12 protein-coding genes are annotated in these 12,450 nt (G+C 73.3%); 8 read left to right on the plus strand and 4 right to left on the minus strand.

Going from position 1 to position 12,450, the window contains the following annotated elements; translation table 11 throughout:
- Positions 1-125: 125 nt before the first annotated feature.
- Positions 126-578, minus strand: coding sequence for a metallopeptidase family protein (locus ACIPYS_RS38285; RefSeq protein WP_093861873.1), 453 nt, complete (start codon positions 576-578; stop codon positions 126-128).
- Between the two features lie 164 nt (positions 579-742).
- Here ACIPYS_RS38285 and ACIPYS_RS38290 point away from each other — a divergent pair, with 164 nt between their 5' ends.
- The 6 genes from ACIPYS_RS38290 (at position 743) to ahcY (ending at position 7,234) form a co-directional block, all read left to right on the plus strand.
- Positions 743-1,108 (plus strand): DUF3499 domain-containing protein, encoded by a 366-nt coding sequence (locus tag ACIPYS_RS38290; protein ID WP_030398082.1) that lies wholly within the window; start codon positions 743-745, stop codon positions 1,106-1,108.
- Between the two features lie 175 nt (positions 1,109-1,283).
- Positions 1,284-2,666, plus strand: a complete 1,383-nt coding sequence (locus ACIPYS_RS38295; RefSeq protein ID WP_400755048.1) for a phosphomannomutase/phosphoglucomutase — start codon at positions 1,284-1,286, stop codon at positions 2,664-2,666.
- 98 nt (positions 2,667-2,764) lie between these two features.
- Complete coding sequence (locus ACIPYS_RS38300) at positions 2,765-2,947, plus strand: Trm112 family protein (RefSeq protein WP_030398084.1); 183 nt, start codon at positions 2,765-2,767, stop codon at positions 2,945-2,947.
- A 95-nt stretch (positions 2,948-3,042) separates the two neighbouring features.
- Complete coding sequence (locus ACIPYS_RS38305) at positions 3,043-4,383, plus strand: SIS domain-containing protein (protein ID WP_400755051.1); 1,341 nt, start codon at positions 3,043-3,045, stop codon at positions 4,381-4,383.
- A gap of 108 nt (positions 4,384-4,491) precedes the next feature.
- Entirely contained in the window at positions 4,492-5,469 is a 978-nt protein-coding gene (locus tag ACIPYS_RS38310) for a cation diffusion facilitator family transporter (RefSeq protein WP_093861876.1), read from the plus strand.
- A 316-nt stretch (positions 5,470-5,785) separates the two neighbouring features.
- On the plus strand, positions 5,786-7,234 hold the full coding sequence (gene ahcY, locus ACIPYS_RS38315; RefSeq protein ID WP_093861877.1) for an adenosylhomocysteinase: 1,449 nt from the start codon (positions 5,786-5,788) through the stop codon (positions 7,232-7,234).
- Between the two features lie 89 nt (positions 7,235-7,323).
- Here the strand turns inward: ahcY and ACIPYS_RS38320 are convergent, their stop codons facing one another.
- Positions 7,324-8,439 carry a hypothetical protein gene (locus ACIPYS_RS38320; protein ID WP_400755056.1) on the minus strand — a complete coding sequence of 372 codons (1,116 nt, stop codon included), beginning with the start codon at positions 8,437-8,439 and terminating at the stop codon, positions 7,324-7,326.
- Positions 8,436-9,041 carry a SigE family RNA polymerase sigma factor gene (locus ACIPYS_RS38325; protein WP_400755059.1) on the minus strand — a complete coding sequence of 202 codons (606 nt, stop codon included), beginning with the start codon at positions 9,039-9,041 and terminating at the stop codon, positions 8,436-8,438. The genes ACIPYS_RS38320 and ACIPYS_RS38325 overlap by 4 nt, the downstream gene beginning before the upstream one ends.
- A 131-nt stretch (positions 9,042-9,172) precedes the next feature.
- Between ACIPYS_RS38325 and ACIPYS_RS38330 the strand changes: the two genes are divergently transcribed.
- Positions 9,173-9,838 carry a hypothetical protein gene (locus tag ACIPYS_RS38330; RefSeq protein WP_093861880.1) on the plus strand — a complete coding sequence of 222 codons (666 nt, stop codon included), beginning with the start codon at positions 9,173-9,175 and terminating at the stop codon, positions 9,836-9,838.
- Between the two features lie 70 nt (positions 9,839-9,908).
- Here the strand turns inward: ACIPYS_RS38330 and ACIPYS_RS38335 are convergent, their stop codons facing one another.
- Positions 9,909-10,823 (minus strand): RDD family protein, encoded by a 915-nt coding sequence (locus tag ACIPYS_RS38335; RefSeq protein WP_093861881.1) that lies wholly within the window; start codon positions 10,821-10,823, stop codon positions 9,909-9,911.
- A gap of 219 nt (positions 10,824-11,042) precedes the next feature.
- Here ACIPYS_RS38335 and ACIPYS_RS38340 point away from each other — a divergent pair, with 219 nt between their 5' ends.
- A complete protein-coding gene (locus tag ACIPYS_RS38340; protein ID WP_093861882.1) occupies positions 11,043-12,047 on the plus strand; it encodes a stage II sporulation protein M in 1,005 nt (334 codons plus the stop codon).
- Positions 12,048-12,450 lie beyond the last annotated feature (403 nt).

The raw sequence follows: 12,450 nt of genomic DNA on the forward strand, positions 1-12,450 counted from the left end.
CGCCCCCCGGTTATGGGCCCCCCCCCCCCCCCGGCCCGGGGGGGGGGGCGGGCGGGGGGGGGGGGCCCCCCCCCCGGGGGGGGGGGCCCCCCCGGCCCGGGGGGGCCCCCCCGCGCCGTGACGGCTCAGTCCTCGTCGTACCGCGGGTCGATCGCGTCGGGGGAGAGCCCCAGCAGCTCCGCCACCTGCTCGATCAGGATCTCGTGCACCAGCGCCGCGCGGTCCTCGCGCGACTTCGCCCGGATCTCCACCGGTCTGCGGTACACCACGATCTGGCTCTTGCGCCCCTGCTGACCCGGCGAGACCCGGCCGAGCGGCACCCCGCCGTCGGCATCGGCGCCGTCCGGCTCGTGCAGCGGCACCTCCTGGACGGCGAACTCCACCTCGATCAATTGCGGCCAGCGCCGCTCAAGACGCTCCACCGACTCGCGCACATAGTCGTCGAACAACTCGGAGCGGGTGAGCGAGATCGGAACCTGCGGCGGCGCAAGCGGGCCGCGGAGACCCCGGCCGTGCCGGTCACGGTGCCGGGGGCGGCGTGAGGGACCCGTCGATGACTGCGGTGCGGAGCTGTCCATATCACTGCCGAGAGTAGTCCTTGGATGCCAGGAAGTGGACCACCCCCGCACCTGTTCGCCCGGGGCGAGCGGAGCGCCGGGGCGGCGCGCGGACCGCGACACGGCACACCTTCCGGACAGGCGGTCTTCGCTCCCCGGCAAGGAGTGCGGTACCGTCCACCCTCGTGAGCTCTGTACGTCGTTGTTCGCGGACCGCGTGCGGCCGTCCGGCCGTCGCGACGCTGACGTACGTCTACGCGGACTCCACCGCCGTTCTCGGACCGCTCGCGACCTACGCCGAGCCGCACTGCTACGACCTGTGCGCAGGGCACGCCGAGCGCCTCACCGCCCCGCGCGGCTGGGACGTGGTCAGGCTCGCCGCCGAGGCCGGTCCGCTGCGCCGCAGCAGTGACGACCTGGAGGCGCTCGCCAACGCCGTCCGCGAGGCCGCGCGCCCGCAGACCCCGCGTCAGGGCCGGGCCCCCGAGGGCGAGTCCACCGAGGCCGGCCGCCGCGGCCACCTCCGGGTGCTCCGCTCGCCCGACAACTGAGCCCGCGGACCGTCCCCGCCCCGGCACGAACCGTTCCGCCCGCCCGGGTACGCTGCCCCCCTACCGGGTACCGGCCGCCGCCGCGCCCGGACCTACCGTGACCAGGGGCGACCGGTCCGCCGGCCAGGGCGCCGGCGCGTTCGCCGATCAGACACAGAACCAGGGTGGAGCCGCAGTGCGCGACCTCAAGCAGCTCGTGAAGGCGTACGACGTACGGGGCGTCGTCCCGGACCAGTGGGACGAGAACCTCTCCCGGGCCTTCGGCGCCGCGTTCGTGCAGGTCACCGGCGCGTCCGCGATCGTGGTCGGCCACGACATGCGCCCCTCCTCCCCGTCGCTCAGCCGGGCCTTCGCCGACGGCGCGGCCGGCTACGGCGCCGACGTGGTGCTGATCGGCCTCTGCTCCACCGACCAGCTGTACTACGCCAGCGGTTCGCTCGACCTGCCCGGCGCGATGTTCACCGCCAGCCACAACCCGGCCGAGTACAACGGCATCAAGCTCTGCCGGGCCGGTGCCGCCCCGGTCGGCCAGGACACCGGGCTCTCCGAGATCCGCGAGCTGGTCGAGTCCTGGACCGCCGACGACGACACCGTCACCGTCCCCGCCCGCGACGTGACGCCCGGCGCCCTCAGCGAGCAGGACACCCTGCGCGGCTACGCCGACCACCTGCTCGGCCTGGTCGACCTCACCGCGATCCGCCCGCTCAAGGTCGCCGTCGACGCCGGCAACGGCATGGGCGGCCACACCGTGCCGACCGTGTTCGACGGCCTGCCGCTCGAGCTCGTGCCGATGTACTTCGAGCTGGACGGCACCTTCCCCAACCACGAGGCCAACCCGCTCGACCCGAAGAACCTGGTCGACCTCCAGGCCCGGGTCCGCGAGGTCGGCGCCGACCTCGGCCTCGCCTTCGACGGCGACGCCGACCGCTGCTTCGTCGTCGACGAGCGCGGCGAGCCGGTCTCCCCCTCCGCCATCACCGCGCTGGTCGCCGCCCGCGAGATCGCCCGCGCCCGGGCCGCCGGCGAGGCCGAGCCGACGATCATCCACAACCTGATCACCTCCTGGACCGTCCCCGAGGTGGTCCGCGAGCTCGGCGGCAAGCCCGTCCGCACCCGGGTCGGCCACTCCTTCATCAAGCAGGAGATGGCCGTCACCGACGCCGTCTTCGGCGGCGAGCACTCCGCCCACTACTACTTCCGCGACTTCTGGCGCGCCGACACCGGCATGCTCGCCGCGCTGCACGTGCTGGCCGCCCTCGGCGGGCAGCCGGGCACCCTCTCCGCGCTCACCGCCGAGTACGACCGCTACGCCGCCTCGGGCGAGATCAACAGCACCGTCGCCGACCAGGCCGACCGGACCGCCGCCGTCCGCGCCGCCTACGCCGTCGAGGGCACCGGGGTCGACGAGCTGGACGGCCTCACCGTCGCCGGCCCGGACTGGTGGTTCAACCTGCGCGCCTCCAACACCGAGCCGCTGCTGCGCCTCAACGTCGAGGCCAAGGACCCGGCCAGGATGGCCGAACTGCGCGACGGTGTGCTCGCGATCGTCCGCGCCTGACGTACGGCTCCGGTGCCCCGGCCGGTAGGGTTTCCTCTCGGCCGGGGCACCGCTGTGTCGACGGCCGAGACCCCGTACCGAGACCGGAGACCGAACCCATGAAGCTCGAATCCTTCCTGCTGGAGATCCTGGTCTGCCCGCAGTGCCGGTCCGCGCTCACCGAGGGCGGCACCGAGGAGCAGCCCGAGCTGCTCTGCGCCGGCGAGACCTGCGGCCTGGCGTACCCCGTGCGCGACGGCATTCCGGTTCTGCTGGTGGACGAGGCCCGCCGCCCGGCCTGATCCTGGGGCGGGGCGCCGCCCGGTCCCCGACCGGGGACGGCCGCCCCGCCCGTCCGCCGTCCTCAGCGCCCAGCCAGCAGCCGGAGGCCCGCCGCATGCTCGACGACACCCTGCTCGACGACCCGGCCGCCCTCCGGCGCGCCGACCACGACCACGCCCTGCTCGCCCTGGCCGGCTCCGGCGCCCGGGTCCGCACCGCGCTGCGGCTGGCCGAGGCGGCCGGCCTGGACCGGCTGCGGCCCGACGGGCGGCCGCGCGCGGTCCTGGTCGCCGGGCACGGCAGCGCGCTGACCGCCGCCGAGATGCTCGCCGCGCTGGCCGGCACCGCGAGCCTGGTCGCTCCGCTGCCGCCCACCGACGCCGCGCCCGTCCCGCGCACCGACCGCGCCACCGCCCCGGCCGTCTTCACGGCCGGTCTGGCCTGGCAGCTCCCCGGCTGGGCGGGCCCGCTCGACCTGCTGGTGATCAGCTCCGCCGACGGCGGCGAACGCGGCCTGGTCGCCCTCGCCGAACAGGCCTACGCGCGCGGCTGCGCGATCGTGGTCACCGCCCCCGGCGGCAGTCCGCTCGCCGAGGCCGCGTTGCAGGTCCGGGCACTGCCGCTGCCGTTCGTGCCCGCCGCCGACACCTCCGACGGGCCCGCCGACGAGGAGCGCGGCCGGGGCGCCGAGCCCGATCTGCCCGCCGAGGACCCGGCCGCGCTCTGGGCCCACCTCGCGCCGCTGCTCGCGCTCACCCAGAAGCTGGGCGTCACCCCGCTGCCCTACGACGCGCTCGCGGCGGCCGCCGACCTGCTCGACGCCACCGCCGTCCGCTGCCGGCCGGACGCCGCCGCGTACACCAACCCGGCGAAGAGCCTGGCCGCCCGGCTGGCCGGCACCGTTCCGCTGCTCTGGGCGGAGGGCCCGGTGGCCGGCGCCGCGGCCGGGCGGTTCGCCGCCCAGCTCGCCGAGCGGGCCGGCCGCCCGGCCCTGGCGGGCCTGCTGCCGCAGGCGCTGACCGCGCACCGCGGCATGTTCACCGGCCAGCTCGGCGCGGGCGCCGATCCGGACGACTTCTTCCGCGACCGGGTCGAGGAGCCGGACCCGCTGCACCTCCAGGTGCTGCTGCTCCGGCAGACCGCCGAGGAGGCGGCCGCCGGTCCCGGGCAGGCCGCTCAGGGTTCCGCCGGTCCGGGTTCCGCCGGTCCGGGTTCCGCCGGTCCGGGCTTCGGGGGAGCGCCGGCGGAGGAGGACGGCGGCCCGGCCGAGGTCCCGGCCGACGACGCGCGCCCGCGCAGCTTCGGCGTCACCCGGGCGCACCGGCTCGCGGCCGCCCACGACGTCCGGCTGACCGAGTACGCCAGCCGCCGCCCGGAGCCGCTGCACGCACTGGTCGACCTGGTCGCGCTCACCGACTTCGCCGCCGTCTACCTGGGGCTCGCCGCACAGTCCTGAGCCGACGGCGGGTCGGCCCGGTACCGTATGCGCTCGACGACGACCGGGCCACCGGACGATCGGTCACGGGCCGCGCGGACGGCCCCCGACGGAGGGACCTTCCGAGCAATGAGCACCGAAGGCGGTACCAAGGCGCTGGTCGCGGCGCTGGCCGCGAACCTGGGCATCGCGGTGAGCAAGTTCGTCGCGTTCGCCTTCTCCGGCTCCTCCTCGATGCTCGCCGAGGGCGTCCACTCGCTGGCCGACTCCGGCAACCAGGTGCTGCTGCTGATCGGCGGCAAGCGCGCGGAGCGCGAGGCCACCCCCCAGCACCCGTTCGGCTACGGGCGCGAGCGCTACATCTACGCGTTCCTGGTGTCGATCGTGCTGTTCAGCGTCGGCGGCATGTTCGCCGTCTACGAGGGCTACGAGAAGATCGCCCACCCGCACGAGCTGGAGAACTGGTACTGGCCGGTGGGCGTGCTGGTCCTCGCCATCGGGCTGGAGAGCTGGTCCTTCCTCACCGCGTTCCGCGAGGCCGTCAAGGACAAGGGGGCGCACGGCTGGCCGGCCTACATCCGCCGGGCCAAGGCGCCCGAGCTGCCGGTCGTGCTGCTGGAGGACACCGGCGCGCTGATCGGCCTGGTGCTGGCGCTGTTCGGCGTCGGGCTGACCGCGATCACCGGGGACGGGGTCTGGGACGGCATCGGTACCGTGTGCATCGGCGCCCTGCTGATCGTCATCGCCTTCGTCCTGGCCGTCGAGACCAGGTCGCTGCTGCTCGGCGAGTCGGCCCACCCCGAGGTGGTGGACCGGATCCGGGACGCGCTGGTCGACCACGACTCGGTGGACCGGGTGATCCACATGCGGACCCTGCACCTCGGCCCGGAGGAACTGCTGGTCGCCGCCAAGATCGCCGTACCGGCCGACTCGACGGCCCCCGAGGTGGCTGCGGCGATCGACGCCGCCGAGGTCCGGATCCGGCGGGCGGTGCCGATCGCCCGGGTCATCTACCTGGAGCCGGACATCTACAGCGCGGAGAAGGCGGCGGCGGGTGACGACCCGTACGCCACTCCCGGTGGGCCCGTTCCCGGCGGGGCGCACTGAGCCCGCGCGGGCCCCGGCCCGGCGGCGAAAAACGGCCGTACCGGGCCGTTCGGCGGGGTCGTCGGTGTAGATTCGTCCCAGAGCCAGAACGTCGCTGCTGATGGCGGTCGATCGGTGACCCGCCCCCACGGGGGCACACCGGTCGAGGGAGAGAGGTCCTCCGACGGTTTGTGCCGAGCAACAGGACAGCCGTACCGCGCCGATCCGGCCGCGGGCCGGACGCCCTGGCGTCGCCGCACACCGTTGCGGTCCGCCGCGTTGTGACGCACCCCAGGACCTTGGCCCCGCCCCACCCCCCTCAGCGAGGAGCAGACGCATGTCGACCGACATCACCGGTGACTTCAAGGTCGCCGACCTTTCCCTGGCCCCGTTCGGCCGCAAGGAGATCCAGCTCGCCGAGCACGAGATGCCCGGCCTGATGTCCATCCGCGCCGAGTACGCCGCGTCGCAGCCGCTGGCCGGCGCCCGGATCACCGGCTCGCTGCACATGACCGTGCAGACCGCCGTCCTCATCGAGACCCTCACCGCCCTCGGTGCCGAGGTCCGCTGGTGCTCCTGCAACATCTTCTCCACCCAGGACCATGCCGCCGCGGCCATCGCGGTCGGCCCGAACGGCACCCCGGAGAACCCGCAGGGCGTGCCGGTCTTCGCCTGGAAGGGCGAGACCCTGGACGAGTACTGGTGGTGCACCGAGCAGGCGCTGACCTGGCCGAACGGCCAGACCCCGAACATGATCCTGGACGACGGCGGCGACGCCACCCTGCTGATCCACAAGGGCGTCGAGTTCGAGAAGGCCGGCGCCGCGCCGGACCCGTCCACCGCGGACAACGACGAGTTCCGGATCATCCTGGAGCTGCTCAACCGCACCCTCAAGGACACCCCGAACAAGTGGACCGAGGTCGCCGCCACCATCAAGGGCGTCACCGAGGAGACCACCACCGGTGTCCACCGCCTGTACGAGATGCACCGTGACGGCCAGCTGCTGTTCCCGGCGATCAACGTCAACGACTCGGTCACCAAGTCGAAGTTCGACAACAAGTACGGCTGCCGCCACTCGCTGATCGACGGCATCAACCGCGCCACCGACGTCCTGATCGGCGGCAAGGTCGCCGTCGTCGCGGGCTACGGCGACGTGGGCAAGGGCTGCGCCGAGTCGCTGCGCGGCCAGGGCGCCCGGGTCATCGTCACCGAGATCGACCCGATCTGCGCGCTGCAGGCCGCGATGGACGGCTACCAGGTCGCGACCCTCGAGGACGTCGTCGAGACCGCCGACATCTTCATCACCACGACCGGCAACAAGGACATCATCATGGCCTCCCACATGGCCCGGATGAAGCACCAGGCCATCGTCGGCAACATCGGCCACTTCGACAACGAGATCGACATGGCCGGCCTCGCGAAGCTCCCGGGCGTCGTGAAGACCGAGGTCAAGCCGCAGGTCCACGAGTGGCGCAAGGAGGACGGCCGCACCATCATCGTGCTGTCCGAGGGCCGTCTGCTGAACCTGGGCAACGCGACCGGCCACCCGTCCTTCGTGATGTCCAACTCCTTCGCGAACCAGACGATCGCCCAGATCGAGCTGTTCACGAAGACCGAGCAGTACCCGATCGGCGTCTACGTGCTGCCGAAGCACCTGGACGAGAAGGTCGCCCGGCTGCACCTCGACGCGCTGGGCGTGAAGCTCACCGTCCTCTCGCAGGACCAGGCCGACTACATCGGCGTTCCGGTCGAGGGCCCGTACAAGGCGGAGCAGTACCGCTACTGATGCGGTGACGCAACAGCGGTGGCCGACGCCCCCTCCCCTGTGGAGGGCGTCGGCCACCGGCGTTCCGGGCAACTGTCGTCCCGGCTGTGTCAGGGGGTGACCTCGGTGGTCCAGACGGAGCGGTCGGTGCCGAGCGGGACGAGGCGGTCCAGCCAGCCGGCCAGGCCGCCGGTCGAGGCGAACGGGGCCTCGCCCTGGGCGCTGCCCGCACACATCCTCAGGCCCTGGGCGGTGACGCACGACCGGACGCTCGTCGGGTCGTCGGACGGGTCGGCCTGGGGCAGCGGCTGGAGCTCCGAGGCGGCGGGTTCGACATCGGGCCGGACGTCGAGACCGATGTAGTCGTTCCCCGACTGGTAGTTGAGGCTCGCGTACCAGGGGTAGCCGTCGGCGGCCGGGGCGCCCATCTGGAGATTGGTCCCGATGTTGGTGAAACCGGCGGGGGCGTCCCGCACCTTGAAGGGCAGTCGCACCGCTTGTCGGCCGGTCGCGACCTTCGCGGCGATCGTCGGCACGATGTCGGTGACACCGTCCTCGGCGCGCATGTACGTCGCCTGCAGTTCGAGCCAGTTGCCGTCGGCCGCCTGCCAGCGGAACCGGTAGTCGTGGCCGGTGCCCGCAGGGTCGTGCGGCCCGCGGCCCAGCCAGTACGCCGGTCGGCCGTTCACCGGTCCGGCGTCCACCCGGTACTGCTGCTGGCCGAGGATGTCCTTCCCGACGGTCGGCTCCTCGCCGGGTGGGAGTACCGAGAGGAATACCGCCTGACGGTTCATCGGCAGCGCGTTCGGGCCAGTCTGCAGCGGGCCGTAGGCCTTTCCGCTGAACAGAGCGGGCGCACCGCTGAAGCCGATCGCGTAGCTCACCCCGCCGAAACCCTCGGGCAGCCAGCCGAAGGTCGCCCCTACGGTGAGCGGGTCGTGGCCGGTGTCCGGCCCGAGGGCCGGCAGCACGGGGTTCGACGGGCCCTCCGTGGTCTCCAGCGGGGCGGCGGTGGTCCGGTCGGGCAGGGTGGTACCGAGGACCGCGGCCCCCAGCGCCACCGTCGTCACCGCCGCCACCACGCCGAGCCGGCGTCGGCGCAGTCGGGACCGGCCCTGACGGACCGCCCAGGCGGTGTCCATCCGGCTGGCCGGGGCCGGGATGTCGGCCAGGGCGGTGAGGCCGGCTGCGAGGCGGTGCTCGGCCCGGTCGCTGTGGTCGGTCATGACGTTGCCCCTTCCGCCGGCACGGCGGGCCGGAGGTCTTGGAGATGTGGAGGGTCGAGGAGGTCCCGGACGGCGGGAGCGTCCGGGGCGCCGGGAGCGCCGGGGCTGTTCTCCCGGTCGAGGGAGCGGCGCAGCGCGTCGAGGCCCCGGGCGGACTGGCTCTTGACGGTGCCGGGGGAGCATTCCAACGCAGCGGCAGTTTGTTCGACCGTCAGGTCGCAGTAGTAGCGGAGCACCACCGTGGCCCGTTGCCGGGGCGGCAGCGCCGCCAGGACGCGGTGCAGGTCGACCGAGGCGTCCACGTCCGGTGCGGCGGTGGCCCTCTCCGGGACCGCCCCCGGGTCGCGCCGGGCGGTCCACCGCCACCAGGGGGAGCGCTGCTCGGCGAGGAAGGTGTTGAGCAGGACCGTCCGGGCGTAGCCGTCCAGGTTCTCCACTCCGGAGAGCCGGCCCCAGCGCACGTACAGCTTGGTGACCGACTCCTGGACCAGGTCGTCCGCCCGGTGCCAGTCACCGCTGAGCAGGTAGGCCACCTTGCGGAGCCACGGCGCCCGAGCCGCGACGAACTCCGTGAACTCGGCGTCGCGGGTCTGCTTCGCCATCGATGAACGCTCCCTTCCGCGGCGCCGCGGTCGCGGCGCACACCTCCCTAATGCGGGGCGCCCGGCGGAGGTTGCACGCCCGTTCGGGCCGGTTCGGTGGCCCGGGCCGGGCCGGACGTAGGCTTTCGGGCATGCCCAACGGCCGTTACTCGCTCCACGACGTCCACGACCATGTCCTGCTCGGTGAGGAGCGCTTCAGCTGCGCGCCCGGCCCGGCCGGCTGGCGGTACGTGTCCAAGACCTACGCGCCGGACGGCCGGGTGCTCGGCACCGTGGACCTCACCCTGGACTCGCGCTCCCGCCCGCTGCGGATGGAACTCCGGGCCGGTGGCTGGCAGGTCAGGGGAGGCGCCGTCGACGGGGTGGCCTGGGTGCGGGCCGATGCCGCGGATCCGGCCGGGGAGCAGGCGGTGGAGGGGCACGACCGGGCGCACGGCTTCGCCGGACGCTCGCCCGCGTTCCTGGTCGCCGCGGCGCGGCTGCTCCGGCTGCGGGAGGGGGCGAGCGCGAGGGTCCGGCTGGTGGCGTTCACCGATCCGGTGCTGGCGCCCCGCACCTTCGACCAGGGGTGGCTGCTGGAGGGGGTGGACACGCACGACACCGACTCCGGGCCGCTGCTCGTCGAGCGTTACCAGGTGGCGGACCTGGAGACCGGGGAGCAACAGGTGGTGCACCTTGCCGGGGACGTGGTGCTGGCCGCCGGAGGCATCGAGCTGGAGGAGCTGGAGTCGCCGCCGAACGCCTGGCCGGCCGCGTTCGGGTACGGGGAGGGACTCGGGGGCGACCTCGAGGAGTGAGCCGTGCCGGTGGCGCGGGGCAGCCGGGGTGCGGTGTCCGGACGGGGTGCGGTGTCCGGACGGGGGCGGTTCAGGCGGGCGGGGCGAAACCGGTGCCGGAGGCCGGGGGGCTCGGCGGCGCGGGGGCAGCCGGAGGCGCGGGCTGCTGGGAAGCGTGCTGCTGCGGGGTGTAGTGCTGCGGGGTGTGCTGACCCCGGCCCTGGGCCTGCTGCTGGAACGCGTACCCCTGCGCCCTGGTCCACTCGCGCCGCTGCCGCTCGGTCAGGACCGCACCCAGGTAGGCCGCCGGGTGCACCCCGTACGGCACCGGGTGGCCGGTGCGGGCGGCCAGGTCGTCCGCGAGCCGGGCGGACATCCGATGGGCGACCGCCTGGTCCAGCTCGCCGATCCGCCCGAGGAACTGCCGGACGGCCAGCCACAGCGGCTCCGGCACGGCCGAGAGGTCCAGCGCGACCAGCTCACCGCCGATCGCCTGCAGCAGCTGCGGGTTCACCGGTGGGAGCGCGGCCGCCGCACCGCCGCCGCCGGGGACCCGCTCGCGCACCACCAGGGTCCCCGCGAAGACGTCACCCAGGCGCTTCCCCTCGGACGACACCACCGAGCAGATCACCGCCGGAACGCCGAACAGCACGATGATCTCCAGGAAGCCGACCAGGCCGCGCACCAGCGAGTGCCGGAACCGCACCGGGCCGCCGTCGCTGCGCACCACGCGGAGCCCCAGCGCGGCCTTGCCCAGGGAACGTCCCCGGCTGAGGGTCTCGACCATGATCGGCAGCGCGACCAGGAAGAGGACGGTCAGCCCGATCGTCACGGCGGCGACCGCGGCGCCGTCCAGGTCCGGTGCGAGCAGACTCAGCACCAGGGTCGTCACCACGAGACCGACGACCTGCACGGCGAGGTCCAGCGTGACGGCCAGGCCCCGGCTCGGAAGCTTCGCCGTGCGCAGGCCGAGGACGACCGCCTCGCCCGTCACCAGGTCGCTCAAGACACCTGTCCGTTCCCGTCGGTGGTACGGGGCCGGTGGGAGGGATTCCGGCGGACCGCCCCCACGTCCCGTGATCTGCTGACCGTCAACATACGGGGCCGCGGAGCCGACCGGGAAGGGAGGTCCCGGCCGCCGTGACGGCGCTTCCCCCTGGCATGCTGGGCCCACCTGTCCGCACCCGCCCGATCGCGCGTCCCGCGCCGACCATGGAGCCGCCGCATGGACCTGGACGTCTTCGTCGCCACCCACCAGGGGGAGTGGGCCCGGCTGGACGACCTCACCAGGAAGCGGCGTCCGACCGGCGAGGAGGCGGACGAACTCGTCGCCCTCTACCAGCGGGTCACCGGCCATCTGGCCAAGGTCCAGGCCGCCGCGCCCGACCCGACCCTCGAGGGCCGGCTCACGAGTCTGGTCTCGCGGGCCCGCGACGCGGTCACCGGCAGCCGGACGAGCGGCTGGCGGGACGTCGCCCGTTACTACACGGTCAGCTTCCCCGCCGCGCTCTACCGGGCGCGCCACTGGTGGATCCCGGTCGCGGTGCTCTCACTGGTCGCCACCGCATTGGTCGCCTGGTGGGTGGCCGGCCACCCGGAGGTGCGCAACAGTCTCGGCGCGCCGGACGCGCTGCGGGAGATGACCAGGCCCGGCGGCGCCTACGAGACCTACTACTCCGACCGCCCGGCGAGTTCCTTCGCCGCCCAGGTCTGGACGAACAACGCGTGGATCGCCGTCCAGTGCCTGCTCTACGGCGTGGTGCTCGGCCTCCCGGTGCTGTGGGTGCTCTGGAGCAACGTGCTCAACCTCGGACTCGGCGTCGGGCTGATGGCCTCCGCCGGCCGCCTCGACGTCTTTCTCGGCCTGCTCGTCCCGCACGGCCTGCTGGAGCTCACCGCCGTCTTCGTCGCCGGCGGCCTGGGACTGCGGCTGGGCTGGACGATCGTCGACCCAGGCCCGCGCAGCCGGGCGACGGCGCTCGCCGAAGAGGGCCGTTCGATCGTCGGTATGGGAATCGGCCTGGCGACGGTGTTGGCGGTCTCCGGCGTACTGGAGGCCTTCGTGACGCCGTCGGGCCTGCCGACCTGGGCCCGGATCACCATCGGAGCGCTGGCCGAGGTCGCATTCCTGTTCTATGCCCTGGTGTTGGGGCGGAAGGCCGCCGCGACCGGCGAGACCGGAGACCTCGACGCGGCCGACCGGGCGGACCTCCAGCCCGTGGCGGCCTGAGTCGATGTGATCACCAGGCTCCTGACCTGGTACTCTTCTCGCATCCCGGAAAAACCATTGACGTGGTTGGTCTGGGCTAGTAGGTTTGAACGGTTGGGACGGACTGGACAACAGTCGGGCTCGAGCGTTAGTGTCTACGACATCGCCGAGTCGAGGTGAGTATGCGTTCTCGAATGCACGCCCTCTCCGACAATGCGAATCCCGGAACGGAGCACACCGAAAGCTTTGATAAGCTTCGGAGCGAAGTGAAGGAAATCCCCCCAGCGGGAATTCGGAGAAACGAGAGCCGGTAAAACCGGCCGCGAGGATCTGATAAGCTGGGAACACGAAAGAACGAAGCGCCCGGAGGGCCGGTGTGAAAGCCGCCTGAAGGAAGTGTCCGTTCCTTGAGAACTCAACAGCG

Origin of the sequence: Kitasatospora sp. NPDC089913 (genome assembly GCF_044748625.1) — a bacterium.
Lineage (GTDB): Bacteria > Actinomycetota > Actinomycetes > Streptomycetales > Streptomycetaceae > Kitasatospora.

Excerpts from the sequence above, each read along its gene's own strand:
- ACIPYS_RS38320 (WP_400755056.1), bottom strand. The coding sequence starts at position 8,439 with ATGACCGACCACAGCGACCGGGCCGAGCACCGCCTCGCAGCCGGCCTC.
- ahcY (WP_093861877.1), top strand. The coding sequence starts at position 5,786 with ATGTCGACCGACATCACCGGTGACTTCAAGGTCGCCGACCTTTCCCTG.
- ACIPYS_RS38340 (WP_093861882.1), top strand. The coding sequence starts at position 11,043 with ATGGACCTGGACGTCTTCGTCGCCACCCACCAGGGGGAGTGGGCCCGG.
- ACIPYS_RS38310 (WP_093861876.1), top strand. The coding sequence starts at position 4,492 with ATGAGCACCGAAGGCGGTACCAAGGCGCTGGTCGCGGCGCTGGCCGCG.
- ACIPYS_RS38325 (WP_400755059.1), bottom strand. The coding sequence starts at position 9,041 with ATGGCGAAGCAGACCCGCGACGCCGAGTTCACGGAGTTCGTCGCGGCT.
- ACIPYS_RS38330 (WP_093861880.1), top strand. The coding sequence starts at position 9,173 with ATGCCCAACGGCCGTTACTCGCTCCACGACGTCCACGACCATGTCCTG.
- ACIPYS_RS38305 (WP_400755051.1), top strand. The coding sequence starts at position 3,043 with ATGCTCGACGACACCCTGCTCGACGACCCGGCCGCCCTCCGGCGCGCC.
- ACIPYS_RS38285 (WP_093861873.1), bottom strand. The coding sequence starts at position 578 with ATGGACAGCTCCGCACCGCAGTCATCGACGGGTCCCTCACGCCGCCCC.
- ACIPYS_RS38300 (WP_030398084.1), top strand. The coding sequence starts at position 2,765 with ATGAAGCTCGAATCCTTCCTGCTGGAGATCCTGGTCTGCCCGCAGTGC.